The sequence below is a fragment of the Microvirga brassicacearum genome (assembly GCF_008757455.1).
Lineage (GTDB): Bacteria > Pseudomonadota > Alphaproteobacteria > Rhizobiales > Beijerinckiaceae > Microvirga > Microvirga brassicacearum.
The window spans coordinates 110,816-137,226 of record NZ_VCMV01000013.1 but is presented as its reverse complement, the minus strand read 5'-3'; the positions used below and the strand labels follow the sequence as shown (position 1 = coordinate 137,226).

At 63.6% G+C, this 26,411-nt stretch carries 25 protein-coding genes and 1 pseudogene; 18 read left to right on the top strand and 8 right to left on the bottom strand.

Annotated features, from left to right (window positions below):
• Positions 1 to 26: 26 nt before the first annotated feature.
• Positions 27 to 929 carry a polyprenyl synthetase family protein gene (locus tag FEZ63_RS08270; protein ID WP_338042204.1) on the bottom strand — a complete coding sequence of 301 codons (903 nt, stop codon included), beginning with the start codon at positions 927 to 929 and terminating at the stop codon, positions 27 to 29.
• On the opposite strand from FEZ63_RS08270, the gene mtgA reads away from it, so the two are divergent.
• The 3 genes from mtgA to FEZ63_RS08255 all read left to right on the top strand — a co-directional run bounded on the left by mtgA (position 928) and on the right by FEZ63_RS08255 (position 3,909).
• Complete coding sequence (gene mtgA, locus FEZ63_RS08265) at positions 928 to 1,728, top strand: monofunctional biosynthetic peptidoglycan transglycosylase (RefSeq protein ID WP_244622708.1); 801 nt, start codon at positions 928 to 930, stop codon at positions 1,726 to 1,728. The two genes, FEZ63_RS08270 and mtgA, sit on opposite strands and share 2 nt — an antisense overlap.
• 135 nt (positions 1,729 to 1,863) lie before the next feature.
• A complete protein-coding gene (gene rpmF, locus FEZ63_RS08260; RefSeq protein ID WP_150943220.1) occupies positions 1,864 to 2,049 on the top strand; it encodes a 50S ribosomal protein L32 in 186 nt (61 codons plus the stop codon).
• Between the two features lie 264 nt (positions 2,050 to 2,313).
• Positions 2,314 to 3,909 (top strand): EAL domain-containing protein, encoded by a 1,596-nt coding sequence (locus FEZ63_RS08255; protein ID WP_150943218.1) that lies wholly within the window; start codon positions 2,314 to 2,316, stop codon positions 3,907 to 3,909.
• Between the two features lie 9 nt (positions 3,910 to 3,918).
• On the opposite strand, the gene phaR is transcribed toward FEZ63_RS08255, so the two are convergent.
• The gene (gene phaR / locus FEZ63_RS08250) at positions 3,919 to 4,497 is read right to left on the bottom strand and encodes a polyhydroxyalkanoate synthesis repressor PhaR (RefSeq protein WP_150943216.1); all 579 of its coding nucleotides are present in this window, start codon (positions 4,495 to 4,497) and stop codon (positions 3,919 to 3,921) included.
• A 215-nt stretch (positions 4,498 to 4,712) separates the two neighbouring features.
• Here phaR and FEZ63_RS08245 point away from each other — a divergent pair, with 215 nt between their 5' ends.
• The 3 genes from FEZ63_RS08245 (at position 4,713) to yddG (ending at position 7,731) form a co-directional block, all read left to right on the top strand.
• Positions 4,713 to 5,891, top strand: a complete 1,179-nt coding sequence (locus FEZ63_RS08245; protein ID WP_150943214.1) for an acetyl-CoA C-acetyltransferase — start codon at positions 4,713 to 4,715, stop codon at positions 5,889 to 5,891.
• A gap of 144 nt (positions 5,892 to 6,035) precedes the next feature.
• A complete protein-coding gene (gene phbB / locus FEZ63_RS08240; RefSeq protein WP_150943212.1) occupies positions 6,036 to 6,761 on the top strand; it encodes an acetoacetyl-CoA reductase in 726 nt (241 codons plus the stop codon).
• A gap of 97 nt (positions 6,762 to 6,858) precedes the next feature.
• Positions 6,859 to 7,731: an aromatic amino acid exporter YddG gene (gene yddG, locus FEZ63_RS08235; RefSeq protein WP_150943211.1), complete on the top strand. Its 873-nt coding sequence runs from the start codon at positions 6,859 to 6,861 to the stop codon at positions 7,729 to 7,731.
• Here the strand turns inward: yddG and FEZ63_RS08230 are convergent.
• Both FEZ63_RS08230 and gloB read right to left on the bottom strand, forming a co-directional pair.
• Positions 7,712 to 8,464: a GNAT family N-acetyltransferase gene (locus FEZ63_RS08230; RefSeq protein ID WP_150943209.1), complete on the bottom strand. Its 753-nt coding sequence runs from the start codon at positions 8,462 to 8,464 to the stop codon at positions 7,712 to 7,714. The two genes, yddG and FEZ63_RS08230, sit on opposite strands and share 20 nt — an antisense overlap.
• Before the next feature lie 100 nt (positions 8,465 to 8,564).
• Complete coding sequence (gene gloB / locus FEZ63_RS08225; protein WP_150943207.1) at positions 8,565 to 9,332, bottom strand: hydroxyacylglutathione hydrolase; 768 nt, start codon at positions 9,330 to 9,332, stop codon at positions 8,565 to 8,567.
• Between the two features lie 116 nt (positions 9,333 to 9,448).
• Between gloB and FEZ63_RS08220 the strand changes: the two genes are divergently transcribed.
• From FEZ63_RS08220 to FEZ63_RS08200, 5 genes are all read left to right on the top strand, one after another.
• A complete protein-coding gene (locus FEZ63_RS08220; protein ID WP_150943205.1) occupies positions 9,449 to 10,198 on the top strand; it encodes a class I SAM-dependent methyltransferase in 750 nt (249 codons plus the stop codon).
• Between the two features lie 125 nt (positions 10,199 to 10,323).
• Positions 10,324 to 11,277: an acetyl-CoA carboxylase carboxyltransferase subunit alpha gene (locus FEZ63_RS08215; RefSeq protein WP_150943204.1), complete on the top strand. Its 954-nt coding sequence runs from the start codon at positions 10,324 to 10,326 to the stop codon at positions 11,275 to 11,277.
• 42 nt (positions 11,278 to 11,319) lie between these two features.
• Positions 11,320 to 12,012: an aspartate/glutamate racemase family protein gene (locus FEZ63_RS08210; RefSeq protein ID WP_150943202.1), complete on the top strand. Its 693-nt coding sequence runs from the start codon at positions 11,320 to 11,322 to the stop codon at positions 12,010 to 12,012.
• A gap of 189 nt (positions 12,013 to 12,201) precedes the next feature.
• The gene (locus tag FEZ63_RS08205; RefSeq protein WP_150943200.1) at positions 12,202 to 13,536 is read left to right on the top strand and encodes a L,D-transpeptidase family protein; all 1,335 of its coding nucleotides are present in this window, start codon (positions 12,202 to 12,204) and stop codon (positions 13,534 to 13,536) included.
• Between the two features lie 170 nt (positions 13,537 to 13,706).
• On the top strand, positions 13,707 to 14,978 hold the full coding sequence (locus FEZ63_RS08200) for a M10 family metallopeptidase C-terminal domain-containing protein (protein WP_150943198.1): 1,272 nt from the start codon (positions 13,707 to 13,709) through the stop codon (positions 14,976 to 14,978).
• A 22-nt stretch (positions 14,979 to 15,000) separates the two neighbouring features.
• Here the strand turns inward: FEZ63_RS08200 and FEZ63_RS08195 are convergent, their stop codons facing one another.
• Positions 15,001 to 16,461: an MFS transporter gene (locus tag FEZ63_RS08195; RefSeq protein WP_150943196.1), complete on the bottom strand. Its 1,461-nt coding sequence runs from the start codon at positions 16,459 to 16,461 to the stop codon at positions 15,001 to 15,003.
• A 140-nt stretch (positions 16,462 to 16,601) separates the two neighbouring features.
• On the opposite strand from FEZ63_RS08195, the gene FEZ63_RS08190 reads away from it, so the two are divergent.
• Both FEZ63_RS08190 and FEZ63_RS08185 read left to right on the top strand, forming a co-directional pair.
• Complete coding sequence (locus tag FEZ63_RS08190) at positions 16,602 to 17,534, top strand: LysR family transcriptional regulator (protein ID WP_150943193.1); 933 nt, start codon at positions 16,602 to 16,604, stop codon at positions 17,532 to 17,534.
• Between the two features lie 142 nt (positions 17,535 to 17,676).
• Positions 17,677 to 17,967 carry a putative quinol monooxygenase gene (locus FEZ63_RS08185; protein WP_150943191.1) on the top strand — a complete coding sequence of 97 codons (291 nt, stop codon included), beginning with the start codon at positions 17,677 to 17,679 and terminating at the stop codon, positions 17,965 to 17,967.
• A gap of 160 nt (positions 17,968 to 18,127) precedes the next feature.
• Here FEZ63_RS08185 and secA read toward each other — a convergent pair whose 3' ends face one another.
• Positions 18,128 to 20,929: a preprotein translocase subunit SecA gene (gene secA, locus FEZ63_RS08180; RefSeq protein ID WP_150943190.1), complete on the bottom strand. Its 2,802-nt coding sequence runs from the start codon at positions 20,927 to 20,929 to the stop codon at positions 18,128 to 18,130.
• 246 nt (positions 20,930 to 21,175) lie between these two features.
• Here secA and FEZ63_RS08175 point away from each other — a divergent pair, with 246 nt between their 5' ends.
• The gene (locus FEZ63_RS08175; protein ID WP_150943188.1) at positions 21,176 to 22,075 is read left to right on the top strand and encodes a peptidylprolyl isomerase; all 900 of its coding nucleotides are present in this window, start codon (positions 21,176 to 21,178) and stop codon (positions 22,073 to 22,075) included.
• 159 nt (positions 22,076 to 22,234) lie between these two features.
• The gene (gene argJ, locus FEZ63_RS08170) at positions 22,235 to 23,476 is read left to right on the top strand and encodes a bifunctional glutamate N-acetyltransferase/amino-acid acetyltransferase ArgJ (protein ID WP_150943186.1); all 1,242 of its coding nucleotides are present in this window, start codon (positions 22,235 to 22,237) and stop codon (positions 23,474 to 23,476) included.
• Positions 23,477 to 23,539: 63 nt separating this feature from the next.
• Here argJ and FEZ63_RS08165 read toward each other — a convergent pair whose 3' ends face one another.
• Complete coding sequence (locus tag FEZ63_RS08165) at positions 23,540 to 23,914, bottom strand: hypothetical protein (protein WP_150943184.1); 375 nt, start codon at positions 23,912 to 23,914, stop codon at positions 23,540 to 23,542.
• Positions 23,915 to 23,940: 26 nt separating this feature from the next.
• On the bottom strand, positions 23,941 to 24,312 hold the full coding sequence (locus FEZ63_RS08160) for a hypothetical protein (RefSeq protein WP_150943182.1): 372 nt from the start codon (positions 24,310 to 24,312) through the stop codon (positions 23,941 to 23,943).
• A 133-nt stretch (positions 24,313 to 24,445) separates the two neighbouring features.
• Here FEZ63_RS08160 and mutT point away from each other — a divergent pair, with 133 nt between their 5' ends.
• From mutT to FEZ63_RS25145, 3 genes and pseudogenes are all read left to right on the top strand, one after another.
• On the top strand, positions 24,446 to 24,859 hold the full coding sequence (gene mutT / locus FEZ63_RS08155; protein WP_150943180.1) for an 8-oxo-dGTP diphosphatase MutT: 414 nt from the start codon (positions 24,446 to 24,448) through the stop codon (positions 24,857 to 24,859).
• 11 nt (positions 24,860 to 24,870) lie between these two features.
• On the top strand, positions 24,871 to 25,797 hold the full coding sequence (locus FEZ63_RS08150; RefSeq protein ID WP_150943178.1) for a DMT family transporter: 927 nt from the start codon (positions 24,871 to 24,873) through the stop codon (positions 25,795 to 25,797).
• A 253-nt stretch (positions 25,798 to 26,050) separates the two neighbouring features.
• Positions 26,051 to 26,411 (top strand): annotated as a pseudogene (locus FEZ63_RS25145) (transporter); the annotation flags it as partial.

Genomic DNA, 26,411 nt, shown 5'->3' with positions numbered 1-26,411 from the left:
ACTAGTTCACCGGGGAATGGTGCGCACTAGGTTTCACGCTCCACCACGAAGCGAACGGCCTGGCGCAGAATCTCCGCCTTGTCGCCAAACGGGGCGACGGCCGAATCGGCTTGTTCCACCAAGCGCGCGCATTCCCGGCGCGCTTCCTCCATGCCGAGCAGGTCGACCAGCGTCGCCTTGCCCTTTTGCTGGTCTTTGCCGGTGCGCTTGCCCATGACCTCCGCGGAGGCCTCGCGATCGAGAATGTCGTCGGCAATCTGGAAGGCTGCGCCCAGCGCCTGCCCGTAGGCGGAGAGATTGGCGAATTCGGGACCCTCGGCCCGCGCCAGCACGGCACCGGCCTCGACCGAGAACGCCAGAATTGCCCCCGTCTTCATCGCCTGCAGGCGGCGGATGCCCGCCTGATCCGCCCTCACCTCCCCGTAGCGGCCTTCCGCCGCAAGGTCGAGCATCTGGCCGCCGACCATTCCGCCCAATCCGGAAGCGCGCGCAAGTCGCAGCACGAGGTCGGCGCGGATTGCCGGGTCCGGATCCGTGGCCGGATCGGCCAGGATCTCGAAGGCCAGCGTCTGCAGGGCGTCGCCGGCAAGGATTGCAGTTGCATCGTCAAAGGCCTTATGAACGGTGGGACGGCCCCGTCGCAGGTCGTCATCGTCCATGGATGGCAGGTCGTCGTGGACGAGAGAGTAACAATGCAGCAACTCCACCGCGCAACCGGTGCGCAAGGCACCGGGTGCGTCCTGCCCGAGCAATCGGGCGACCTCCACCGTCAGGAACGGGCGGAGGCGTTTCCCGCCTCCAAGCGCTGCGTGGCGCAGGGCCTTCATGAGGCGGGACGGTCTCGCGATCTCGCCGGACCGCGCCTCGTCTGATAGCAACCCTTCGAGCGTCGTCTCGACATCCCTTGCGACTTCGAGCAGTCGCGCCATGAAAGAGCTGGTGGAACGCATCATGTTCAGCCTGAATTCGGGCAGCGAGAGCGCCCGGTCGGAGGAAAGCGGCGGCCACGAGTCGACGATGAACGAGCAGCGGCGCCGAAAGCCGACGGTGTCGCGCGCCCTCCGCCGCATCGTTCAGGTCGGCCTCAGCCTCATTCTCTTATGGGTTGGTGCGGTCTTTTGGCTAGGTCTTTTGTATTGGGCGGTGCCACCGGTCTCGACCCTGATGATCGGTCGTTGGGCGACCTTGCGCCCGGTCGAGCGGGACTTCGTCGCCCTCGATGAAATCTCCGCCTATCTGCCGCTTGCGGTGATGACCTCGGAGGACAGCCGCTTCTGCGACCATACCGGCGTCGACTGGGATGCTCTGCGTGACGTGGTGGAGGCCGCGGATGAGGATGGGCCGGCCCGTGGCGCCTCGACCATCCCGATGCAGACGGCCAAGAACCTGTTTCTGTGGAACGGGCGCTCCTATCTTCGCAAGGGCCTGGAATTGCCGGTTGCGCTGTATCTCGACCTGATCTGGTCAAAGCGGCACATGATGCAGACCTATCTCAACATCGCCGAATGGGGCGAGGGCGTCTTCGGTGCCGAGGCGGCGGCCCGACGCTATTTCGGCAAGCCTGCCCGCGACCTGACGCGCCGCGAGGCGGCCTTGATGGCGGCGGCGCTGCCGAACCCGCGCATCCGCAATCCCGGCCGCCCCTCCAGCCGTCACGGACGCATGGCCTCGCGCATCATGGCGCGGATGGCGAGCGCCGCCCCGTTCAGCGATTGCCTGAAAGGCTAGCAGGAGAGTCCCGGATGGGCCGATAGGGGCTAGATATTTGCCCGAATACCTTGTATGAGGCGCAACCTTATTGAGATTGAGACGTGAGCGTCCCCCGGTTAGAGCGGGCGTTCCGCTGTTGACCGGAGACGAAAAATGGCCGTTCCAAAAAGAAAAACGTCGCCCTCGCGGCGTGGCATGCGCCGCTCCGCCGATGCCTTGAAGGCCCCGACTTACATCGAGGACAAGGATTCGGGCGAGCTGCGTCGTCCTCACCATATCGACCTGAAGTCCGGCATGTATCGCGGCCGTCAGGTCTTGACCGTGAAGACCGAAGCCTAAACGTCGCACCTTGCGACACCAGGAAACCGGCGCCGCAAGCGTCGGTTTTTTTGTGCCCGGAATGCCCCGCCTTTCTCGGCGTCGCCGAGTAAGCGGCGAACGGCGACATGAGTCCCTCCAAGTCGCGCAATTCAAACTTCTTTTAGAGTTCCTTAAGCCTGAAGCCCGATCCTCAAAACCAGTCATTTTTCCGGCTGGTTCGAGGGCGCGGTCGCAGCCTCGCCGGCCATTCCATTGCGATTGCGTTTCGGGGTTTTCAGGGTCATGGGGACGAGGCGACCAAGCCGGGCAGGCATCTTCACGGGCGAGACCCTGCAGCGGCGCAGCCGCCCGCATGAGACGGATCCCACTGTGGCACTCGCGGCCCTCGGAGGCGTCACTTACCATTGGGATCTCGCCACCGACCGCCTCACCTGGGGTCCGAACGCCGCCGCGGTTCTCGGCGTTGCTGTCAGCGATCTTGCGGGCGCCGGGCGCGCCTTTCGCGACTGGGTCGAGCCTCTTGGCAGTCCCTGTCGCGAGGAGGCGCTTACGTCGAACGAACTGGCCTACGATCTTCGCTACGCCCTGCGCCTCGGCCCCGGAACGGCCATCATGGTTCAGGATGCGGGCCGGTTCATTGCCGGAAGCGGCGGCCGGCCCGCCTTCGTACGTGGTTGTCTGAAGTCCGACCCGCTCGCTCGCGGGCAGGACGGGCTGCCCCGCGCCATTCATGACCGCTCGGCCTTTCTTTCCCGCCTCCACGAGGACATTGCGGAGGCGCTGCGCTTCTCCCACGGGGTAACGCTCATCGCTGGCGCGATTGTCGAAGGGAGCCCCGACATGCCGGAGATCCTTCGGCTACTGCGTCCGATGATGCGGCGGCGCGATCATGCGACAGCGCTGTCGGGGAACCGGTTTGCCCTCGCACTCACGTCCTGCTCGCTCATGGATGCCCCCGACGCGATGAAGCGCCTGACCGGCCTGCTCTCGACTGCGGGACGCGGAATCCGCCTTGGTGCGGCATGTGCGCCCGATCACGCGCTCGACGCCTGCCGTCTCCTGCGCCTTGCCGAAACCTCTCTCGCCAGCGGCACGTCCGCCGAGCCGTGGACGATGTGCGATGCCCAGGGGTCGCAGAGCGTGGCACAGGCCGCAGAGCCGGTTGACCTCGTCAGGATCCTGAACGAGCGGCAGCTCACATTGGCGCTCCGGCCGATCGTCGACGCGCACAGCCTCGCGCCCGCTTTGGCAAGGGCGAAGGTGGCCTTGCGCGACGGGGCCGTGGCGGAGGTTCCACCCGACGCGGGCATCGCGCTCCTCGTCGATGCTCGCAAGCTCGAACTGGCGGCGCAGCATCTCATGGGCGCGCCCGACACGCGCATCATCCTGCCGATCGAGATTGCGACTTTGCGCGATCTCGAATGGCTCTCGATACTGGCGGCCCATCTGGGGGCCCGTCCCGGCATCGCATCACGCCTCATCGTTGCATTGCCCGAGGCCGTTCTGGTGGAGAGAGCCAAAATCCTCGGTCGGCTCGATGCCATGAAAGCGCTTGGCATCGGGATCGCGCTCGATCATTTCGGCAGCGGCTATGCAACCTGCGCGCGCCTGCGAAGCCTGCCGATCGATCTGGTTTGCATCGACGGCGTGTTCATCCAGACCCTGAGCCGCTCGACCGGCGACCGCTTGCTGGTGCGGACCCTTGTCGATATCGCGCAGCATCTCGGCATCGCGACCGCCGCCGAATGGGTGGACGATCAGACGACGGCAGACATGCTGCGTGCGTGGGGCGTGGACTATCTCGAAGGCGACCAGTTCGGAACGGCCGCGCCCGCGGCACTGCCCGTATCGACGCCCCTTCGGGTGAAGCGCGCGTAAAACCGTGTTCTATTTGCGCGCGAGATCGTCGAGTTTGGCCTGCATGTCGGCCATCTGACGCTTGAGCGCGTCCAGATCGCTGGTTTCGCCGTCGGCGTCGTTGTCGCGTTTCGGCTCGACCGCCCCGCCCGGTCGGCCGGTGAAGGGCGTGAACATGCGCATGGCTTCGGTGAAGAGCCCCATATTCTTGCGGACCTGTTCTTCCATTGTCTGGAACACCGACCCGCCGAACGTCGCGCTCATCTGTTCGCGCAGTTTCTGCTGATCGCGCGACAGGTTGTTCATGGAGAATTCGAGATAGCTCGGAACCAGCGACTGGATGCTGTCTCCGTAGAAGCGGATAAGCTGGCGAAGAACCGTCACGGGCAGCAGATTCTGCCCTTCCTTGCCCTCCTGCTCGACGATGATCTGCGTCAACACCGATCGGGTGATGTCGTCGCCGGACTTCGCATCGTAGACCAGGAAATCCTCACCCAACCGCACCATTCCGGCGAGGTCTTCGAGGGTTACGTAACTCGATGTGCCGGTGTGATAGAGGCGGCGATTGGCATATTTTTTGATGACAGTCGGTTTTGTTTCCGTCGCCATGGGTCCCGATACAGTCCTGGTCTGGTCCGGAAAATCCGGCTCGGCCGTCAGCTTATAGGCCTTCCCGGCGGCGATCAAAGCCCGAAATGTCAGCCAGCCATTCGCCTGCCGCAGCGCTCGGGCCTTGACTTCCCTTCGGCGCGGGATTTGATCGACCCATCAGACAGGCGCTCACAGGATCCGTTCCTGTCGAGCCAATCAGCATGGAGATGGGAATGTCCGAAGACAATATCGTCATCGTCGGCGCCGCGCGCACGGCTGTCGGCTCGTTCAACGGAGCCTTCGGCAACACGCCCGCCCACGAACTCGGCGCCACCGCCATCAAGGCGGCGCTGGAGCGCGCAAAAGTCGATCCGAGTGAGGTCGACGAGGTGATCCTCGGGCAGATTCTGACCGCCGGTCAGGGCCAGAATCCGGCGCGGCAGGCCGCCATGGCAGCGGGCGTCCCACAGGAGAAGACCGCCTGGGTCCTCAACCAGCTCTGCGGCTCGGGGCTCCGCAGCGTCGCCCTCGGCATGCAGCAGATCGCCAACGGCGACGCGAAGATCATCGTGGCTGGTGGACAGGAATCCATGTCGCAGGCACCGCATGCGGCGCATATGCGCGGCGGCACCAAGATGGGCGATTTCAAGCTCGGCGACACGATGCTGAAGGACGGCCTCATCGACGCCTTCCATGGCTACCACATGGGCACCACCGCCGAGAACGTCGCGCAGAAATGGCAGCTCACCCGCGAGGAACAGGATCAGTTCGCCACGCAGTCGCAGAACAAGGCCGAAGCCGCCCAGAAGGCCGGCAAGTTCAAGGACGAGATCGTCCCCTTCACCATTTCGACCCGCAAGGGCGATACCGTCGTCGATCAGGACGAGTACATTCGCCCCGGCACCACCGTCGAGGGCCTGGGCAAACTGAAGCCGGCATTTTCCAAGGACGGCACGGTGACGGCGGGTAATGCGTCGGGCATCAACGACGGCGCAGCCGCCATCGTGCTGATGAGCGAATCCGAGGCCAAGAAGCGCGGCCTGACGCCGCTTGCGCGGATCGTTTCGTGGGCGACTGCCGGCGTCGATCCCGCCGTCATGGGCACGGGTCCGATTCCGGCCTCGCGCAAAGCCCTCGAAAAGGCCGGCTGGAAAGTCTCCGACCTCGATCTCGTCGAGGCCAACGAGGCCTTCGCCGCACAGGCGCTCGCGGTCAACAAGGATATGGGCTGGGATCCGGCCATCGTGAACGTGAATGGCGGCGCCATCGCCATCGGCCACCCCATCGGCGCATCCGGCGGACGGGTGCTCGTCACGCTCCTGCACGAGATGGGACGCCGCGATGCCAAGAAGGGTCTCGCGACCCTGTGCATCGGCGGCGGCATGGGCATCGCCATGTGTGTCGAGCGCTGACACGACTGAATCGTATCGGCGCTCTTCTCAACTTTCCCGGGAGCGCTAAGCTATAAAGACGGACGGCCCGGCTCGACCCGGACCGTCTGATCAAAAAGCGGGCTCACCGAAGCTCGTGGGAACGGTTCAGGGAAGGAACAGAGCATGGCGCGCGTCGCATTGGTCACGGGTGGCACACGGGGCATCGGTGCCGCGATATCCCGAAGCCTCAAGGAAGCAGGCTACCGGGTCGCGGCCAATTATGCCGGCAACGATGAGGCGGCCAACCTTTTCAAGGATCAGACCGGGATTCCGGTGTTCAAGTTCGACGTGTCGGACGCGGCGGCCTGCGAGAACGGCATCAAGGCGGTCGTCGATCAACTCGGCCCCGTCGATGTGCTGGTCAACAATGCGGGCATCACGCGCGATGGGATGTTTCACCGGATGACCTTCGATCAATGGTCGCAGGTGATGCGCACCAATCTCGATTCCATGTTCACCTGCACCCGCCCGGTCATCGAGGGAATGCGCGAACGCGGATTCGGGCGCATCATTCTGATCTCGTCGGTCAACGGACAGAAGGGGCAGTTGGGGCAGGCGAACTATTCGGCGGCGAAAGCCGGCGTCGTCGGCTTCGCCAAATCGCTCGCCCTCGAGAACGCCAACAAGGGCATTACCGTCAATGTGATCGCCCCCGGCTACATCGCCACCGAAATGGTGCAGGCGGTGCCCGAGGAGGTTCTCAAGACCAAGATTCTGCCCCTCATCCCGGTCGGCCGGCTCGGCGAAGCGGATGAGGTCGCCCGCGCGGTGGTTTTCCTTGCGCACGACAATGCCGGCTTCATCACCGGCTCCACGCTGACGGCGAATGGCGGCCAGTACATGGTCTGAGACCCTGGTCCTTCCCGCCCCAGGAAAGGCGGGACAGCGCCTGGCATATCTCCAGAAAGCTCTCCTAAACCGGAGAGCTTTCGTCTATTTGGGGCCGATGACGACACCCAAAGCCACCGCCATTGGCTTCATCGCCGTTCTGTTCTGGTCCCTCCTTGCGCTTCTGACGGCGGCGACGGGGACGATTCCCCCGTTTCAACTTGCCGCAATGACGTTTCTAATCGGCGGTCTCGTGGGGGCAGCGAGCTGGATCATGCGGCCGGAGGGCTTGCGGGCCTTACGGCAGAAACCCGCCGTCTGGGCGCTGGGCATCGCGGGCCTATTCGGCTACCACGCACTCTATTTCGCCGCCCTGCGGCTTGCGCCTCCGGCCGAATCCGGGCTCATCAACTACCTGTGGCCCCTGCTGATCGTGCTGTTTTCCTCGCTGCTGCCGGGGGAGCATCTGCGGCGCGCTCACGTGATCGGAGCGTTTCTCGGGTTTGCCGGCGTGGTGGTGCTCATCGGCGGCCGGGGCGTGCTCGAGGCGCGGGCCGAATTTCTGCCAGGCTATCTCTGCGCGTTCGTCGCCGCCTTCGTGTGGGCGGCCTATTCGGTGCTGTCGCGCCGCTTCGGCGAGGTGCCGACCGCCGCGGTTGCGGGATTCTGCCTCGTCACATCCCTGCTAAGCCTCGCCTGCCACCTCCTGTTCGAAACCACGATCTGGCCCGAAACGACAACGCAATGGCTGGCGCTGCTGGCACTCGGGCTCGGCCCGGTCGGGGCAGCGTTCTACGTATGGGATATCGGCATGAAGCGGGGCGACATCCGGTTTCTCGGCGTCGCGTCCTATGCGACGCCCGTGCTGTCGACCTTGTTACTGGTGGCGGCAGGATATGCCGAACCGTCACTCACGCTCGCGCTGTCCTGCGGCCTGATCGTGCTCGGTGCGTTGATCGCGACCCTGCCCGTCAGGCGCCGCCCGGCATGATGCGGTGGGTGTAATCGTACGCGACCTCGAAGCCGAGGGTCGAATAGAGAGAACCGGCGATTTCGTTTTCGGCCCGGACCTGCAGATAGGCGCGGTGCGCGCCCTCCCGGCATCCCCACGAAATCAGGCTGCCGACCACGCGGCGGCCGAGGCCGATGCCCCTCAGATCGGGCGCCACCACAATGTCGTACAACCCCACATAGCCGCGTTCCGCAACGGCAAGGCCCCAGCCGACCGGCCTGTCGTCCAGATGGAGCGTCGCGAACGCCGCCTTCTGGCGGATGCGCGAGGCGATCTGGATCAACATCGCATCGTCGGCCTTGTCGCCGCCATAGGAATGCGAGGCGCCCTGCACCCAACGCTGCGAGACCTCGGATTCGAGCAGAACGTCCGAATCTGGCGTACAATCGTCGGCGATGGGCGCGAGCAGCACGCGGGTCGGCTCGACTTCCAGAAAGCCGCGCTCCTTCAATTGCTCGTCCGTGCCCGGGTCCTGAAGCCCGTTCAACCGAAAGGTCGGCCGGATATTCGCCTGCAGGAATTGCTCGATCATGTGATCGATGAGGGCATCATCCAGCTTCGCGCCCGGCACGAGGGGCGTCGCCGAATTGGCGCGCTTCGTATAGCCGCCCGCAAGCCGCAGCATCCAGCCGTCATAGGTCTGGTAGTCGAATGACGGCCATGCGTTGATCAGGCGGCTTTCCAATCCGAGGACGAGGTTGGGATCGCTCATGGGTTCGAGTCTTTCATCCGTCGAAATGCTCCCGTCCTAGGTCACGACGAGCCTGGAGCACGAGTGCCGAATGCCGCTTCGCGCGTTTCGGCATTACGCCCTAGAACCGGTTCTTCCATTCGCGCAGCGCCTGAAAGACCGCAAGAGGCGGCGCTCCTTCCATGCCGACGGATTTTGCCAGCGCTTGCTCGCCGGCGCGCAGGAATGGGTTGGTGGCCTTCTCCTCTCCGATCGTCGACGGAATGAGGAAGCGGCCGTCCTTGTCGGCGGCTTCCGCCTCTGCGGCGCGGCGCTTCAAAGCCTCGTTCTCGGGGTCTGCCGCGAGGGCGAAGCGCGCATTGGCCAGTGTGTAATCATGACCCGAATACACGCGCGCCTCCTCCGGCAGGGCTGCCAGTCGCTGCAGCGAATGCCATAGATCCGCGTAACTGCCCTCCAACAACCGTCCGCAACCCAGCGTGAAAAGCGTATCGCCGCAAAACAGCGCGCGGTCGGCCGCGAACCAGTACGACACGTGATCCGCGCAATGTCCCGGCGTGTCCCACACGTGCGCCTGCAGGCCGCCCACATAAACCGTGTCGCCTTCGCGCACGAAAACATCGGCACCGGGGATTTGATCGCGCGCCTTTGCGGGCGCGACGACCCGACAGCCGAGCCGCGCTTTCAGCGGCCCGATCGCCTGCACGTGATCGGCATGGCGATGGGTGACGAGAATTTCAGAAAGCTCCCACCCGGTTTCGGCCAACGCCGCCAGGATCGGCGCTTCTTCGGGCGCGTCGATCGCCGCGCACATGCCGGTACTCGGATCGTGCACGAGGGCGCCGATGTTATCGGACAGGCAACGGAAGACATGAATCTGGGCGGTCATCGGATAGCCTTGGTTTAGGGTATTTCGGGTTATCATGGGACAGTTGTGCGGCGAAACCAGTCTTGACAGATGCCGCGGGTCGTCGTGGCTGCAAAGAAACAACGCATCGGGACCGCATGAGCATTGATATCACCGATCTGAGAAGTTTCTACGCAAGTCCGCTTGGCGGCGTGACACGGCGCTTCGTCGGCGGCTCGATCGCGCGGTTCTGGGGAAAGCTCACCGGCTTGCGGGTTCTCGGTCTCGGCTACGCCCCTCCCTATCTGTCGATCGCCCGCGCCGAGAGCGAACGCACCCTCGCCTTCATGCCATCGAGCCAAGGCGTCGTAAACTGGCCCGGAACAGGTGTGTCCGCCTCCGCCCTCGTCGATCCGCTCACCATGCCGCTGCCCGATGCCTGCATCGACCGGGTGCTGCTGGTCCATGCGCTCGAGGCGGTCGAGAGCCCGTCCGAATTGCTGCACGAGATCTGGCGCATCCTGACGCCGGGTGGGCGCATCATCATGGTGGCGCCGAACCGCCGGGGCTTGTGGGCCCGCATGGACACGACCCCGTTCGGGCACGGCCAGCCCTACAGCCGATCCCAGTTGAAGAGCCTGATGCGGCAGACGTGGTTTTCGCCGGAGGCCTGGGCCGAGACCCTCTATGTGCCCCCGCTCCGCAACCGCCTGCTGCTGCAAACCGCGCAGGCTTGGGAGCAGGTCGGCATCGGCTTTTCGCTTCCCTTCGCGGGGCTTCACGTCGTCGATGCCACGAAACAACTCTATCGCCCCGGCGCGGTGCGGGCGGTCCGGCGGTCCAGGAGGATGTCGCCCGTCTTCGTGCCGGCCTCCTCCCCCGTCTCGCGCACCGTGATCGGGTCCTGACGACGAGCCGGTTTTTACAGGCCATCTTAGCGTTATCTTGACTTGCAGGCCCTAAATCGCCAGTGTCCGGCCACCCGGCATGGCTGCCAAGGTCAGCGCCGGTTTTTGTTTTTCAATAGAGTCTGATGCGCAGCTACCTCGATTTCGAAAAGCCCGTCGCCGAACTTGAAGCCAAGGTCGAAGAGCTTCGGGCGCTCGGCGAAAGCCGCGACGCCGTCTCGATTTCCGACGACATCACCCGCCTTGAAACCAAGGCCGCGGAGGCGTTGAAGGATCTCTACGGCAAGCTCACGCCGTGGCAGAAGACCCTCGTGGCGCGCCACCCGCAGCGGCCGCATTTCGCTGATTATTGCGCCGGCCTGATCACCGATTTCGCTCCGCTTGCGGGGGACCGGAAATTCGGCGAGGACGAGGCCATCGTCGGCGGCTTCGGCCGTTTCCGGGGTTCTGCCGTCTGCGTGCTGGGCCAGGAAAAGGGCCACAACACCGAAACCCGCATCCGGCACAATTTCGGCATGGCGCGGCCGGAGGGCTATCGCAAGGCCGTGCGCCTGATGGAGCTGGCCGACCGCTTCGGGTTGCCGGTCCTCTCCTTCGTGGACACGGCCGGCGCCTATCCGGGCATCGAGGCGGAAGAGCGCGGGCAGGCCGAGGCCATCGCCCGCTCCACCGAGATGCAGCTCTCGCTCGGCGTGCCGAACGTCTCGCTGGTCATCGGCGAGGGCGGCTCCGGCGGAGCGATCGCCATTGCGACCGCCAACAAGGTGCTGATGCTCGAGCACGCAATCTACAGCGTGATCTCGCCCGAGGGCGCGGCCTCGATCCTGTGGCGCGACTCCGCCCGGGCCCAGGACGCCGCCACCAACATGAAGATCACCGCGCAGGACCTCCTGCGCCTCGGCATCATCGACGGCATCGTGGTCGAGCCGACGGGCGGCGCCCATCGGGACCCGAAGGCCGCCATCGCGGCCGCCGGCAGCGCCATCGAGGAAGCGCTGCACGATCTCGGGAATATGGGCCCGGCGGAGCTGCGCGATCACCGCGCCGACAAATTCCTGAATATCGGCCGCAAATTGTAGACTGTCGCCCGACGGCGAGCCGATTGCCGAAAGGAAGCTGCAATGCGGATGGTGGGATTGCTCGGCGGGATGAGCTGGGAAAGCACCGCCATCTACTACCGATCCATGAACGAGATTGCGCGCGACAGACTGGGCGGGCTGCACTCGGCGCGCCTCTTGGTCTGGTCCGTCGATTTTACGGACATCGCCGACCGGCAGCATGCGGGCGATTGGGATGGTGCGGCCAATCTCCTCATCGATGCGGCACGCCGCGTCGAGCAGGCGGGGGCTGAGGCGCTGGTGATCTGCACCAACACCATGCACAAGGTCGCGCCGGAGATCGAAGCGGCGATTACGGTCCCTCTCATCCACATCGCCGATGCGACGGCCGTCGCCGTCAAGGCCGCGGGCTCGCGACGTCCCGCCTTGCTGGCGACCCGTTTCACCATGGAGCACGATTTCTACAAGGGGCGAATGCGCGAGCGCCATGGCATCGAGGCGCTCGTCCCCGACGAGAATGGGCGCGAGATCGTCCATCGGGTGATCTATGAGGAATTGTGCCGCGGAGTCGTCCGGCAGCAATCGAAGAATTCCTATCTGGCCGAGATCGAACGATTGCGGATGGCTGGCGCCGATGGGGTGATTCTCGGCTGCACCGAGGTCGGGATGCTGATCGGCCCCGAGGATGTCGCCCTGCCGGTCTTCGATACCACCCGGCTCCACGCCGAGGCGGCGATGGCTTTCGCGTTGGCGTGAGACCGGCTTTAGGGGGCCTCTTGCCTCTGCGTCACCGCGGCCGCCGAAGCGGCAGTTTTACCCGCTGTTCAGTATAACTCCGTTACGGCAACGCTTGCGGTAAGATCAAGTTAAGGCTAACGATCTAGACAGGTTGGGGAACTGCCCGGCGGCAAGATCGGGCAGATCAAAAGGAACGCGGGGTCCCCCATGTTGAAACGTATCGCATTGGCAGCGAGCCTTTCGCTCGCGCTCGCAGCCTGCCAGGACGACGGTTTCTCGCGCAGTTCCACGCGCCACCTGTCGCCCATCCCATCCGCCACGATGTCGTTGATGGCCGAAAAGGGCATGTCCAAGACCGACCCGATTCTCATCCGCTCCTACAAGAAGGAAGCGGAAATGGAGGTCTGGAAGCGCGCCTCCAACGGACGCTACGCCCTGCTCAAGACCTATCCGATCTGCCGCTGGTCCGGCCAGCTCGGCCCGAAGGTGCGCGAAGGCGACCGCCAGGCGCCCGAGGGCTTCTACACGGTCACGCCGGCGCAGATGAACCCGAATTCCGCCTATTACCTGTCGTTCGATACCGGCTTCCCGAATGCCTATGACCGTTCGTTCGGCCGCAGCGGCAGTGCGCTCATGGTGCACGGCTCGTGCTCGTCGCGCGGCTGCTTTGCCATGACGGACGAGAACATCGCCGAAATCTACGCGATCGCCCGCGAGTCCCTCGCCAGTGGCCAGCGCGGCTTCCAGTTCCAGTCCTATCCGTTCCGGATGACCGCCAAGAACCTGGCCCAGCATCGTCTCGATCAGAACATCGCCTTCTGGAAGAACCTCAAGGAAGGCTCGGATTATTTCGAAGTCACCAAGGACGAGCCGCGTGTGAGCGTGGCCTCCGGCCGCTACCAGTTCAACGTGACCGACGAAACGGTCGTGGCGGCGGTGACGCAGAAGACCCGGCAGGACGAGCAGGCGGTGGCCGAACTCATCGCCAGCGGCACGCCGCCGGTGAGGGTCGTCTACCATGATGGCGGCTCGCACCAGTCGTTCGTGACGGCGATGGCCGGCGTCGCGGGCTCCGAGGGTTCGGTCGTCGTCGACACGCGCATGCGCGATAAGTTCGGCGATGTCAGCCGTCCGGAAGGCCTGTCCTCCGGCCCGCAGGAAATCGTTCTCGACGACAGCGGCAAGCCGAAGAAAGAGGTGCCGTCGACGGCACTCGCCTTCGCGTCGGCTCCGAAGGCCGCCGCCCCCGCGGAGGCTCCCGCAGCCGACATGAAGGTTGCGGCCGTAGCACCGGCTCAGGCTTCCGCGGCCGGCTCGGCGGTCGGCTCGGAGAGCCCATTCTACAAGAAGATGCTCAACGGCATCGGCGATCTGTTCAGCACCTCCTCGACGGCTCAACCCGCCGAGACGGCACAGGCCGCACCGGCAGCGCCTGTCCCGCCGCAGCGTGGGATGACGACCGCGAAGCCGCCGACCCCCGCCACTCTCCCGCAAAAGCGGGCCCAGGCTCCTTCCCGCGTCAGCGTGGCGGCGGCGCAGTAATCGGCCTTACATCGACAGTTGCAAAAACCCGCCCCTTCGGCGGGTTTTTTCTTTTCCTGCCCGCTGGCGCGAGAGGCCGGACTAGCGCGTTCGCAGGCCATCATCCGCCATTCAGCGCGTGCAAACTTTCCTAGTTTACGCTACGAGAGGCCGGGGATGGAGAGACATCGATGCGGCCGACGACCTCGGAGTTCATGAAGGCAGCCTACTGGACCTATCAGCAAACCGCCGGACCGAGTCCGTTTCTTATAAACGGCAAACCCATGACCTCCCTCAATGTGGGCGCCGGCTTCTTCGCGGCGGCATCGGTCACCTCCGCCGGGAACGTGATCGTCGCCTTCGAGGGAACGGATATCGAAGGCTTCAGCGACAATCCCGAATTCGTCATCAACCAGATTGCGGCCGATTTCCTGATCTATCGCGGTGGGATGCCGACGGCCTACGGCCTTGCCCTCTCGTTTACCCAATCGGTCATCGCCGCCGCGAAGGCACAGGGTATTTCTCGCGACAACATCTACATCACCGGGCACTCGCTGGGCGGAGCCGAGGCCGCCTATGTGGCGGCTCAATTGAACTTGCCGGGTGAGACCTATGGCGCTCCGGGGATTTCCAAGTCGTTGATTCCGGCCGGGGCCAGCTCCCAGCTCGTCAACTATGTCGAGCACGGCGACCCGGTGGGGAATTACAGCGCCGACACGTTCGTCGAGCAGAATCTTCTCTTCAGCAACAACATCGCGCGCTTCGGCAACGCTTCGTTTCTGGGGCCGTACTGGAACAACCTCCTGATCCTGGCCGCCAACGGGCTTCTCGGTCCTGGGACGTCGCAGGGCAATCACGACGCGGCGTACGGCCTGTTGCTGGAATCGGCCTATGATCATCATCTGCTCGGACATTACGCACAGTCGCTCGGCGTCCAACTGCCGAACACGACAAGCGGCCTGAGTCAGAGCCAGTTCATTGGCCTTGTCGAGCAGATCGTGAATGATCCCGCCAACAAGACCGTCATCGCCCGCGCCGGCGACGACGTGGTTCGCGGGAACGCGAAGGCCAATACGCTGAAAGGCTATGCGGGCAATGACCTGCTGATCGGCGGCAAGGGAGCGGACAAGCTCCACGGGGGAGTCGGCGAAGACTCGTTCGTGTTCAAGCGCGGAGACAGCAAGGCCGCGCCGGAGGGACGCGACATCATCTTCGATTTCTCGCACAAGGAACACGACAGCATCGATCTCTCATGGATGGATGCCAGCACGTCGCGCAAAGGCAACCAGGCATTCAAGTTCATCGGCAAATCGGCCTTCCACGAGAAGGCGGGCGAACTTCGCTATGAGAAAGCCGACGGCGGAGCCATCGTCTATGGCGATGTGAATGGCGATGGAGAGGCCGACTTTTCGATCGCCGTGCAGAAGATCGCAAAGTTGGTGAAGGGCGACTTCGTGCTTTGACGGTGCTGGATGAGTGCGGGCGTCACGCCACGTTCCGAGGGAGCGACAGCCGTGCTGCGAGAACACGGCTTCCACCCGCGATAGCGAGCGCGACGAGGATCAGAACCGCCGCGACGGCGAACGTGATCCGCATACCGGTGGCAACCGCCTCGGGATCCGCCGTCGTGACGTCTGTCGTCGCCGAGGCGAGCACGAACACAGCGCCCATGACGGATGCACCGGTGATGAGCCCGAGATTGCGCGATAGGTTGAGCATGCCGGAAATGACGCCCCGCTGGTCCGGGCGGATATCCGTCATGACGGCGGTATTGTTGGCCGTCTGGAACAGCGCATAGCCGGCGGTGATGATGACCATAGGGGCGATGTAGCCGGGGATGCCGAATGCCACCGGCATCATGGACAGGATGAAGGAACCGCCCGCCATTCCGATGAGGCCTGCGATGGTCATGCGCCCAGCGCCGAAACGGTCCGCAATGCGACCGGCTGGCAGACCGGTCAGCGCGGCGACAAGCGGACCGACCGACAAGACGAGTCCCACAAGAGCCGCGTCAAGCTTGAGCGCACGAGAGAGATAGAATGGCCCGACCACCAGCGTCGCCATCATCACCGTCGAGACGAGCGCGCTGATCGTAAGGCTCGCGGTGAAACCTGGATCGCGGAACATTGCCAGCCGGATCAAGGGTGAGGCTGCTCTCGCCTCCGCGAGCACGAAGAGCCCCACTCCGATGACGGCAGCCACCACCAGAGCCAAGTTGAGCGAACCGAAACTGCCGCGCCCTATCGTCATGGCGAGTGCATAAGCCGCGAGCGTCAGAGCAAGCAGCAAGGTGCCCAGAGCGTCGAACCGGGTCCGATCAGTCTTCGCCCCCCGGCGGTCAACCGGCAGGGTGCGATGCGCGAGACAGAAAGTCAGGATACCCAGCGGTACATTGACGAGAAAGATTGCCCGCCAACCCAGTTCGGCGATCAGAAGGCCACCGAGCGATGGCCCGAGAGCGGTGCCGATCGCGGACATCGCCCCTAACAGCCCCATGGCGCTACCGGTCTCTTCCTTCGGAACCGTCTCGCCGACAAACGCCATGGTGAGGGCCATCATGATGGCCGCGCCCAGGCCCTGCACCGCCCGGGCGGTAATCAGCAGCCAGAGCGTGGGCGCGACGCCACATAGGGCCGAAGCCACCGTGAACAGGACGATTCCGGCCAGCAGCAGCCGCCGGCGGCCAATGATGTCGCCGAGACGCCCGACGCTGACGATAAGCGTGGTGATGGCGAGGAGATAAGCGATGACGATCCACTGGACTTCCTGGAAGGAGGCGGTGAATGCCTGTGCCAGCGTCGGCAAGGCGACATTGGCGATGCTGGTGCCGAGCGAGGACAGCAACATCGATAGCGAAAGGCTGGCGAGCGTCCACCGAACCGAAGGGGTCCGTATCGCGCTTCCAGCCACGGCCTCGTCTCGCCCTGCAATGATTGGTTTCAACATGAACTCCGTTTTCTGGACGACTCCCGAAACGGAGCCGTCAGAACCCTAGTCCTCTGTCTGGCATGGCGGAACGCGCAGCATTTGCACTTTATTCGTGCGTTTGACGCCACATCACGATCAAAGTGTGCCATGGTCGATGCATGTCGAAACCCGATCTCAACTTGCTTGTCACCCTTGATGTGCTGCTCGCGGAAGGCAGCGTTGCGCGCGCGGCCCGAAAGTTGCGGCTTAGCCCGTCGGCGATGAGCCGGGCGCTGGCACGATTGCGTGAAACGACGGGCGATCCGCTGTTAGTCAGGGCCGGGCGCGGACTCGTTCCCACCCCGCGAGCGCTCGAACTCCGCGAGCGGGTCGGCCAACTCGTGCAGGACGCAGAAGCGGCTCTCAGCCCGGCTTCGACGCTCAACCTTAAACAGCTCGTCCGAACGTTCACGCTGCGGACCAGCGAAGGCTTTGTGGAGAACTTCGGACCGAACCTCATCGCCCGTGTCAGTGCGGAGGCTCCCGGCGTGCGGCTGCGCTTCGTGCAAAAGCCAGACAAGGACAGCGCGTCCCTTCGCGACGGGACCGTTGATCTGGAAACCGGCGTCGTGGGCAAGACCACGGGTCCGGAGGTCCGCGCGCAAGGCCTATTCCGAGACCGTTTCATCGGCGTCGTGCGAGTGGGGCACGCGCTGAGCCAAGGCGAGATCACTCCCGCCCGTTACGCGGCCGGCAGGCACATCGGCGTCTCGCGGCGGGGTCTCGACAAGGGATCGATTGATGAAGCCTTGAAGTCGTTCGGGCTGGAGCGGGAGATCGTCACGATCGTCGGTGGCTTTTCGACCGCGCTGGCTCTGGCGCGGGCCTCCGACCTGATCGCCAGCGTTCCCGAGCGACACACCGGAAACCTTCGCGCCGGCATGCATAGCTTTCCCCTTCCGGTCTCGACGCCGAAAGTCACGGTCTCGATGCTCTGGCACCCTCGGCTGGATGCCGATCCAGCGCATCGCTGGCTGCGCGGGTGCGTTCGAGACGTTTGCGCGGAGCAATCCACCGATTCATCGACACGCGGAAGAGCTGCCGAAGGTTGAGGTGATATCACGACCATACCCTTTTCTCGACACTGTCGAGCGTCCGCGAAGGGTGGCAAGGGGTGGTTCGCAGACTGGCTTTCGCGATCAACTTTTGCGACGCTCGCCGCTCGAAACGGCATCAAGGAATTGAGGCACGTTCATGCTGAAAGTTATCGCTCAGGATTTTATCAAGCCCGAATTCGTCGATGCTGTCACGCCGCTCCATAAGGAGCTCGTCGAGAAAACCCGGCAGGAGGAGCGTTGCGTTTCCTATGATCTTTTCATCGATCAGAAGGATTCCGGGCATTTCGTGTTCATCGAGGAATGGCCTGATCGTGCTGCCTTGGATGCGCATTGCGCGACTGAGCATTTTGCTCGGTTGGTCCCGCTGATCAACAAGCATCAAAGGAAAGACGGCACCTATATTCTGATGGATTCCTTCACGGCCTGAATCTGCCGCAAAGGGCCCGCATCGAGCCATGTGACAGCGACCACTCACCAACGGCAACTTGCCGAATAAGCCCCGCATCACGAATGGTCGCTTCGCGAGCGCTCAACAAAAAGCCCGGCGCAACGGCCGGGCTTTTTCGTCACGTTCTCAGAAATTTCGCCTACGCCACAAACTGCCCGTGGCAATGCTTGAACTTCCGGCCTGATCCGCACGGGCAGGACTCGTTGCGGCCAACGCGACCCCAGGTGGAGGGGTCGGTCGGGTCGCGCTGCCGGGAGTGATCGGCAAGGGGCGCGGCCGTGGCACCGAAACCGAGGGCGGCGCCCAATGAGCCGCCCGCGATCTCATTCTCGCCCGTCGCCGGATCGAGGTGCTGGGCGAACATCGGCGGCAGCTCGGCGGGTTCGGGCTGCTGGAACACCACCTGAATGCGCATGAGCTGCCCGGTGACCTGCTCGCCCAAATGACCCACGAGACTATTGAAGAGCTCGAACGCCTCGGACTTGTATTCGTTGAGTGGATCGCGCTGGGCGAGGCCGCGCCAGCCGATGACCTGACGCAGGTGGTCGAGGGTCACAAGGTGCTCGCGCCAGAGATGATCGAGGCTCTGGAGCAGGACCTGCTTTTCCACATAGGTCATCACGTCGGACGAGTTGGTCTCGATGCGCTGGGCGTAAGCCTCGTCGGCCGCCTTGGTGATGCGCTCGCGGATCTCGTCGTCGGCGATGCCCTCTTCCTTGGCCCAATCCTCAACGGGCAGGTCGAGATTGAGGAAATTCGCCACGTCCTGTTTCAGGCCCGCGACATTCCATTGCTCCGCATAGGCGTTTTCGGGAATCGCACGGGAGACGATGTCTTCGATCACGCCGTGGCGCATGTCGTCGATGGTCTCGCGGACACTCTCTTCTGCCATGAACTCCTTGCGCTGCTCGAACACGACCTTGCGCTGGTCGTTCATGACGTTGTCGTATTTCAGGATGTTCTTGCGGATGTCGAAGTTGCGCGCCTCGACCTTCGCCTGCGCGCGCTCGATCGCCTTGTTGATCCACGGATGGACGATGGCCTCGTCTTCCTTCAGCCCGAGCTTGGACAGCATGCCGTCCATGCGGTCGGAGCCAAAGATGCGCATCAGGTCGTCCTGCAGCGACAGGAAGAATTTCGACTTTCCGGGATCGCCCTGACGGCCCGAGCGGCCGCGGAGCTGGTTGTCGATGCGGCGGGATTCGTGACGCTCGGTGCCAAGCACGTAGAGACCGCCGGCCGCCAGCGCCTTCTCCTTGAAGCTGTCGATCTCCGCCTGGACTTCCTTTTCGCGCAGCGCGCGGGCGTCGCCCTCAAGGCCCACGAGCTCGCGCTCGATGCGCATCTTGGCATTGCCGCCGAGCTGGATGTCGGTGCCGCGACCCGCCATGTTGGTGGCAATGGTGATGGCGCCGGGCACACCGGCCTGCGCCACGATAAAGGCCTCCTGCTCGTGGAAGCGAGCGTTCAGCACGGCAAAGTGGCGGATGCCCTTGCCCTCGCGCGCGGCCTTGTAGAGCGGTTCCAGCGCATGGGGATTGTCGAAATCGATGAGCGTGAAGCCGTCTTTGATGAGAAGTTCGGCGAGGTGCTCCGATTTTTCGATCGAAGTCGTGCCAACGAGAGTCGGCTGGCCTCGTGCGGAGGCAGTCTCGATCTCGCGGATGATGCCTTTGTATTTTTCGTCCGCCGTCCGGTAGACCTCGTCGTCCTCGTCGAGGCGGGAAACCGGCCGGTTGGTCGGCACCTCGACCACGTCGAGATTGTAGATTTCCATGAACTCGTCGGCCTCGGTCGCGGCCGTGCCGGTCATGCCAGCGAGCTTGGAATAGAGGCGGAAATAGTTCTGGAACGTGATCGATGCGAGCGTCTGGTTTTCCGGCTGAACCTGGACGTGTTCCTTGGCTTCGAGCGCCTGGTGCAGGCCTTCCGAATAGCGCCGGCCCTGCATCATGCGGCCGGTGAACTCGTCGATGATGACGACTTCGTTGTTGCGGACAATGTAATCCTTGTCGCGCTGGAACAGGGTGTGGGCGCGCAGCGCCTGGTTCATGTGGTGGACCAGGGTCGCATTCTGGGCGTCGTAGAGATCGCCCTCCTTCAGAAGCCCCGCCTCCCGCAGCAATTGCTCGATCTTCTCGGTGCCGTCTTCGGTAAGCGACACGGTGCGCTGCTTCTCGTCGAGATCGTAATCGGCGCGATCGAGGCGCGGGATGACGACGTCGATGGCGTTGTAGAGTTCAGACCGGTCGTCGAGCGGGCCCGAGATGATCAGCGGTGTGCGCGCCTCGTCCACGAGGATCGAGTCGACCTCGTCCACGATGGCGTAGTTGTGCCCGCGCTGGACCATCTGCGCCATCTCGTACTTCATGTTGTCGCGCAGGTAGTCGAAGCCGTATTCGTTGTTGGTGCCGTAGGTGATGTCGGCCCGATAGGCGGCTGCACGCTCGGCATCGTCGAGACCGTGGACGATCACGCCGACTTCGAGGCCGAGGAAGCGGTAGATCTGGCCCATCCATTCCGAGTCGCGGCGGGCGAGGTAGTCGTTCACCGTGACCACGTGGACGCCCTTGCCGGCAAGGGCGTTGAGATAGACCGGCAGGGTCGCCACCAGGGTCTTGCCTTCACCCGTCCGCATCTCGGCGATCGAGCCTTCGTGAAGCACCATGCCGCCGATCAGCTGGACGTCGAAGGGGCGTTGGCCCAGGGTGCGCTTGGCCGCCTCGCGCACGGTGGCGAAGGCCGGCACCAAAAGCTCGTCGAGGGTCTTGCCCGCGGCGACCTCGGCCTTGAACATCTCGGTGCGGGCGCGCAGCGCATCATCCGAGAGCTTCTCCAGCTCGGCCTCCAACGCGTTGATGGCCGCCACTTTCGGGCTAAAGGACTTCAGCCGGCGCTCATTGACCGAGCCAAAGATTTTCTTCGCAAGAGAACCGAACATCGAAAGCCTTCAGACTACCAGGATTTAAGGAGAAAAGCGGTTTGGGCCGCGTTATAGACTTAATTATGCAGGAGCGCATCTTAAAGACTGTGCCCGAGTGGCGCAGGCCCGCGACCCTCAGCAGGTGAGAGAAGCCCCGCCCCGGGCAATCCTGTGACATAAATATGCCATCGCTTGCAAACGTAAACAGAACAGGCCATCGATCGACCCGTTTCGGGGGCGGTCCCGAGTTCACCAGAGGATCCTATGTCAGTCTCATCATCTCTTCGGAAAAGCCTTCTCGCCTTCAGTGCCGTGCTGCCCCTGATGGCGGGCGCCGCCCTCGCGCAGACGCCTCCCGCCGCCGCAGCGGCCACCCCCGCCGCTCCCGCGGCAATCGATCCCGCCAAGGTCCTCGCCCGGGTGAATGGCGTGGCGATCACCGAGGCCGACCTTGCGGTCGCGGCCGCCGACCCCGCTTTGCAATTGCCCAACCTTCCTGACGAGCAGAAGCGCGAATTGCTGATCAGCTACCTAGTCGATCTCAAGCTCGGTGCCCGTGCCGCTGAAGCCGCCAAGGTAGGGGATGCCGCTGACTTCGCCCGCAAGCTCGCCTATAACCGCGACAAGACCCTTCTGGATCAATACCTTGAGCAGGAGGCCAAGAAGGCGGTGACCCCCGAGGCCGCCAAGGCGCTCTACGACGAGACCGTCAAGAGCATGCCGCCCGAGCAGGAAGTGCGCGCCCGCCACATCTTGGTCGAGAAGGAAGAAGACGCCAAGAAGGCGCAAGGGCGCATCAAGGGCGGCGAGGATTTTGCCAAGGTAGCGGCTGAACTCTCGACCGATCCCGGCTCCAAGACAGATGGCGGCGATCTCGGTTTCTTCACCAAGGACCGCATGGTCGAGCCTTTCGCCGAAGCCGCCTTCAAGATGGAGCCCGGCCAGATCTCCGATCCGGTGAAGTCCCAGTTCGGCTGGCACGTGATCAAGGTGGAAGAAAAGCGCGCCAAGCCGGTGCCGTCGCTGGCCGAGATGCAGGATCAGGTCAACACCTACTTGGAGCGCAAGGCGCAGCAGGACCTGATCGTCGGCCTGCGCAGCAGCGCCAAGATCGAGAAGCTGGACGACAAGGGCAACCTCGTCGAAGAGAAGAAGAAGCCATAATTTCCGGAATCGACCGGCAGGGGCGGCCAGACCGCCCCTGCTTTTTCAGGATCAGGCGCCCCTTCCCCTACGAAGCGCGGGCTTGACAAAAAGCCGCAAAAAACCACACGTCGCGGATTCAAACGGCTCGTCCAGCAGCCGCCTTCCCCAGGTTCGCGCATGTCCAAGACAATTTCTCCGCTCGCGCCCAAATCCTACCCGGCGCTTCCGGCCATCGAAGGTGTGCGGATCGCCACCGCCGAAGCGGGCATTCGCTACAAGAACCGAACCGATGTGCTCTATGTCTCGTTGGCCCGCGACACCGCGGTGGCGGGCGTCTTCACCCGTTCGAAATGCCCCTCCGCCCCGGTCGATTGGTGCCGCAAGAACCTCGGCAAGAACGGCGCCCGCGCGCTCGTGGTCAATTCCGGCAACGCCAATGCGTTTACGGGCAAGAAGGGGATCGAGGCCGTCAAGCTGACGGCCGATTTCGCCGCGAAGGCCGCAGGATGTCGCGCCTCGCAGGTCTTCATCGCCTCGACCGGCGTGATCGGAGAGCCCCTCGACGCCGCCCGCTTCAAGGGCGTTCTCGAATCCTGCGAGAAGAAGGCAAAGCCGCTGGCCTGGGTCGATGCGGCAAAGGCCATCATGACCACCGACACCTTCCCCAAGGTCGCGACCCGCACGGCCAATATCGGCGGCATTCCGGTGACCATCAATGGCGTCGCCAAGGGCGCGGGCATGATCGCGCCCGACATGGCCACCATGCTGTCCTTCATCTTCACCGACGCTCCCATCGCCGCGCCCGTGCTGCAGGCGCTGTTGAAGAAAGGCGCCGACAAAAGTTTCAACTGCGTGACGATCGACAGCGACACGTCGACTTCCGATACGCTCCTGTTCTTCGCCACCGGGGCCGCGGCCAAGCGCGGCGCGCCGGCCATCACGCTGCCCAGTGACCGCCGCCTCAAGGAGTTTCGTCAGGAGCTCGAGGGCCTGCTCTCCGATCTCGCCCAGCAGGTTGCCCGCGACGGCGAGGGCGCACGCAAGTTCGTCACTGTGAAAATCACCGGCGCCAAGGGCGCGATCTCGGCCAAGCGCATCGCCATGGCGGTGGCGAATTCGCCCCTGGTGAAGACGGCGGTGGCCGGCGAGGACGCCAATTGGGGCCGCGTGGTGATGGCGGTCGGCAAAGCCGGCGAACCCGCCGATCGCGACAAGCTGGCGATCTGGTTCGGTGATATTCGCGTCGCCGCCAAGGGCGCGCGCGACCCAGCCTATGACGAAGCGAAGACCACCGCGTATATGCGCGGAAGCGACATCATCATCCGCGTCGATCTCGGTCTCGGCCGTGGCGAGGCGACGGTCTGGACCTGCGATCTCACCAAGGAATATGTGGAGATCAACGGGGATTACCGGAGCTGATGATCTGCGGCAGCGAGGACAGTTCTTCGCCGGACGACGCCGCAGTACCCGTCAGGCCGCGCCTCACGGAACGACGGTGATTTTGCGGCGGATCGAGACCTTCATCGGGCCACCGTATTGGTTGATGCCGATATGCGCATAGGTGAACTCGTCGGATCCCTGATATCCAGGTTTCGCAACGTAGATTGCCGTATGACCCCGAACGCCGGCCCTTCCGACCTTCGGTTGTTGAGTTACGACCGTCTCGTTGATTGCGCCCTGAATGCCGTTGAGGCCAAAACCGCAACCTTTTCCAGCCTTCACAGTGACGTCGCCCGAGAGTTCGGCGACATTGCCGTTGAAATAGATCGGCGCGGCTTCGCAATCGGCGGCGCGCGCGGCGTTGGCTGACATCAGCGCGAAAGAGATCGCCGCAAGACCGAGGCAAGATTTGTGCATGGAAGGTTTCCGGATTTGTGGGAGAATCATGGGATGACGTTGACCGCCACATCGACCGACCAGAGCTGATCCTTGCCCCAACGGTCCTGGCCGGCCCAGGCCCAGGTGAAGCGATCGCTTCCCGAAAACCCTGCCTTGGCGAGATACACAATGCTCGTCCCCTGCGCGGAACTCTTGCCGACCGACGCCGCCTTGAGGATGCGCGCCTCGGAGATGGGGCTGAGCGAACCTCCAAGCGTGATCCGGCATGGCTTTCCGGCTCTGACCGTCATTGCGAGATCAGTCGTTTGGCCGACCGCAGTCCGAAACCGCGGGTAATCGCAATTCTTGACCTGAGCTTCAGCGCTTACGCAGGACAGAAGGAGGGCCGCGAAGGCCATACCAAAAGTGATCTTCATCAAGGACGCTCGGTTGCACGAGGACACTCGACGGTTGAGTTATATCGTTTCATTTGTCAAGCTTGGAAAATCAGTTTGTTCGACGTCGGAATGGGGTAAGGGAATAGGCCATCGCTACTCGCGGGACCCAAGCTTGCCCCCACTCGAACTCACCCTTGTCGTCGCCGTCGCGTTGATCGATGCGGACAACCGAATCCTTTTGGCGCAGCGGCCCGAGGGCAAGCAGTTGGCTGGCCTGTGGGAGTTTCCGGGCGGCAAGCTCGAAACGGGAGAACGGCCCGAAGACGCCTTGATTCGCGAGTTGCGGGAAGAGCTCGGCATCACCGTCAAGGAAGCGTGCCTGGCCCCGCTCACATTCGCCAGCCATGCCTATGAGACCTTCCACCTCCTGATGCCGCTTTATGTCTGTCGGCGCTGGGAGGGTTTCGTGCAGCCGCTCGAAGGTCAGGGCCTCGCCTGGGTGAAGCCGCAGGATCTGCGGAGCTACCCCATGCCGAAGGCCGACGAACCGCTCATCCCCTACCTCGTCGATCTCCTCGGCTTTTGAAGGCGCATCTGATGACCGCGACCAGCCGCATCGAAGCGTCCGACACACCGGAGCTGACGCAAGTCTTCCTGATTTCGAACCTGCTTGTCTGCTCCATGCTCTGGGCGACCAGCATGCTTTTCATCAAGCTCAGCGGCGATCTCAATCCGTTCGTGCTCGCGGCCATGCGCGGGCTGATCGGCGCCACCTCGCTGGTGCTGTGGTTTGCGGCGGTGCGAAAGGGTATTCTGCCGAGGCGGCGGGATTGGCTGACCTGGATTTTCCTCGGCACCTTCAATGGCTGGTTGCCGAATGTGTTGCTGGCATTTGCCTTGACCCAGATCACCACCGCCTCGGCCGCGATGATCCAGGCCTCCAGTCCGTTGATCGTCGCCGTTCTGGCGCATTGGTTTTTCACCGAAGAGAAGCTCACGCCGCGGCGGCTTGGGGGCGTGCTCGTCGGCTTTGCCGGCATGGGTATCCTGATCGGGCCGGCGGCGTTTCCGGAGAGCGGCGTCAGCGGGTCGGGCGCACTCGCCATGGTGGCGACCGCCCTGAGCTACGCCATCGCCAACGTGTTCGTCAGGACCGTGCGGCACGCCGATCCCGCCCGCCTCGCGCTCGGGCAGCAATTCTGCTCGGCGATTCCGGCCACCACCCTTGCGCTCGTGCTGTCTGGGCCTACCGCCTTCGCCGCGGTGGGCGATCATCTGGCGCCGCTGATCGCGCTCGGCGTCGTTTCGACCGCACTGCCGATCCTGTTTTTCATGCGGCTCATCAAGCGCGCCGGCCCGACCCGCGCTTCCATGGTGGGTTACCTGATGCCGCTCTGGACCGCGATTCTGGCCGTGCTGTTTCTCGGCGAGCATATCGGCGCACGGGAAATTCTCGGCGGCCTTGTCGTGCTCGCCGGCGTGGCTCTGGTGTCGTTCAGCGGGCGGCTGCGCCGGGCGGGCTAGAGCCGTATCAGCGGCCGCATGATGTTTCGACAGATCGGAAGTCACCTCGCTCAAACGCGAGGCCCGAACTCATTTACGGCCGCCCATAAACAGTGGGAACGACACGCTCGATTTCACCCGAGCTCTTGATGCGATCCTCAACAGCGGGGACATCATCCGCGAAGCGATCAGCCGCGCGGATGGCCAAGCCGAAGGCCTTGTGCTTTTATGCCTGCGAAGGTTGGAGATTCGTGTGAAGTCCATTTTTTTCGCTATGGCGGTGTGTTTCCCGGTTTTCGCCAGTTCTGCGATGGCGCAGGAAGAGGATCTCGCGAAGAAACTCAGCAATCCTGTGGCTGCCCTGATCAGCGTGCCGTTTCAGTTCAACTACGATGGCAGGATTGGCCCCGGTGACGACGGTGGGCGCGCGACGCTGAATTTCCAGCCGGTCATTCCATTTGCCATCAATCCGGAATGGAACGTCATCTCGCGGACGATTCTTCCCGTCATCTCCCAGTGGGATATCGCGCCGGGAACAGGCCGGCAATTCGGCTTGGGCGACACGACGCAGAGCTTCTTTTTCTCGCCTTCGACACCAGGTCCCAGCGGGATCATCTGGGGCCTCGGTCCTGTCC

What these genes read in the sequence shown, in the direction of transcription:
- FEZ63_RS08165 (WP_150943184.1), bottom strand. Translation starts at nt 23,914, where the DNA reads ATGCACAAATCTTGCCTCGGTCTTGCGGCGATCTCTTTCGCGCTGATG.
- FEZ63_RS08270 (WP_338042204.1), bottom strand. Translation starts at nt 929, where the DNA reads ATGGCGCGACTGCTCGAAGTCGCAAGGGATGTCGAGACGACGCTCGAA.
- gloB (WP_150943207.1), bottom strand. Translation starts at nt 9,332, where the DNA reads ATGACCGCCCAGATTCATGTCTTCCGTTGCCTGTCCGATAACATCGGC.
- FEZ63_RS08175 (WP_150943188.1), top strand. Translation starts at nt 21,176, where the DNA reads ATGTCAGTCTCATCATCTCTTCGGAAAAGCCTTCTCGCCTTCAGTGCC.
- phbB (WP_150943212.1), top strand. Translation starts at nt 6,036, where the DNA reads ATGGCGCGCGTCGCATTGGTCACGGGTGGCACACGGGGCATCGGTGCC.
- yddG (WP_150943211.1), top strand. Translation starts at nt 6,859, where the DNA reads ATGACGACACCCAAAGCCACCGCCATTGGCTTCATCGCCGTTCTGTTC.
- FEZ63_RS08200 (WP_150943198.1), top strand. Translation starts at nt 13,707, where the DNA reads ATGCGGCCGACGACCTCGGAGTTCATGAAGGCAGCCTACTGGACCTAT.
- FEZ63_RS08245 (WP_150943214.1), top strand. Translation starts at nt 4,713, where the DNA reads ATGTCCGAAGACAATATCGTCATCGTCGGCGCCGCGCGCACGGCTGTC.
- rpmF (WP_150943220.1), top strand. Translation starts at nt 1,864, where the DNA reads ATGGCCGTTCCAAAAAGAAAAACGTCGCCCTCGCGGCGTGGCATGCGC.
- secA (WP_150943190.1), bottom strand. Translation starts at nt 20,929, where the DNA reads ATGTTCGGTTCTCTTGCGAAGAAAATCTTTGGCTCGGTCAATGAGCGC.
- FEZ63_RS08230 (WP_150943209.1), bottom strand. Translation starts at nt 8,464, where the DNA reads ATGAGCGATCCCAACCTCGTCCTCGGATTGGAAAGCCGCCTGATCAAC.
- FEZ63_RS08205 (WP_150943200.1), top strand. Translation starts at nt 12,202, where the DNA reads ATGTTGAAACGTATCGCATTGGCAGCGAGCCTTTCGCTCGCGCTCGCA.
- FEZ63_RS08195 (WP_150943196.1), bottom strand. Translation starts at nt 16,461, where the DNA reads ATGTTGAAACCAATCATTGCAGGGCGAGACGAGGCCGTGGCTGGAAGC.
- FEZ63_RS08185 (WP_150943191.1), top strand. Translation starts at nt 17,677, where the DNA reads ATGCTGAAAGTTATCGCTCAGGATTTTATCAAGCCCGAATTCGTCGAT.
- FEZ63_RS08150 (WP_150943178.1), top strand. Translation starts at nt 24,871, where the DNA reads ATGACCGCGACCAGCCGCATCGAAGCGTCCGACACACCGGAGCTGACG.
- argJ (WP_150943186.1), top strand. Translation starts at nt 22,235, where the DNA reads ATGTCCAAGACAATTTCTCCGCTCGCGCCCAAATCCTACCCGGCGCTT.
- FEZ63_RS08220 (WP_150943205.1), top strand. Translation starts at nt 9,449, where the DNA reads ATGAGCATTGATATCACCGATCTGAGAAGTTTCTACGCAAGTCCGCTT.
- FEZ63_RS08160 (WP_150943182.1), bottom strand. Translation starts at nt 24,312, where the DNA reads ATGAAGATCACTTTTGGTATGGCCTTCGCGGCCCTCCTTCTGTCCTGC.
- mtgA (WP_244622708.1), top strand. Translation starts at nt 928, where the DNA reads ATGAAAGAGCTGGTGGAACGCATCATGTTCAGCCTGAATTCGGGCAGC.
- phaR (WP_150943216.1), bottom strand. Translation starts at nt 4,497, where the DNA reads ATGGCGACGGAAACAAAACCGACTGTCATCAAAAAATATGCCAATCGC.
- FEZ63_RS08210 (WP_150943202.1), top strand. Translation starts at nt 11,320, where the DNA reads ATGCGGATGGTGGGATTGCTCGGCGGGATGAGCTGGGAAAGCACCGCC.
- FEZ63_RS08215 (WP_150943204.1), top strand. Translation starts at nt 10,324, where the DNA reads ATGCGCAGCTACCTCGATTTCGAAAAGCCCGTCGCCGAACTTGAAGCC.
- FEZ63_RS08255 (WP_150943218.1), top strand. Translation starts at nt 2,314, where the DNA reads ATGGGGACGAGGCGACCAAGCCGGGCAGGCATCTTCACGGGCGAGACC.
- FEZ63_RS08190 (WP_150943193.1), top strand. Translation starts at nt 16,602, where the DNA reads ATGTCGAAACCCGATCTCAACTTGCTTGTCACCCTTGATGTGCTGCTC.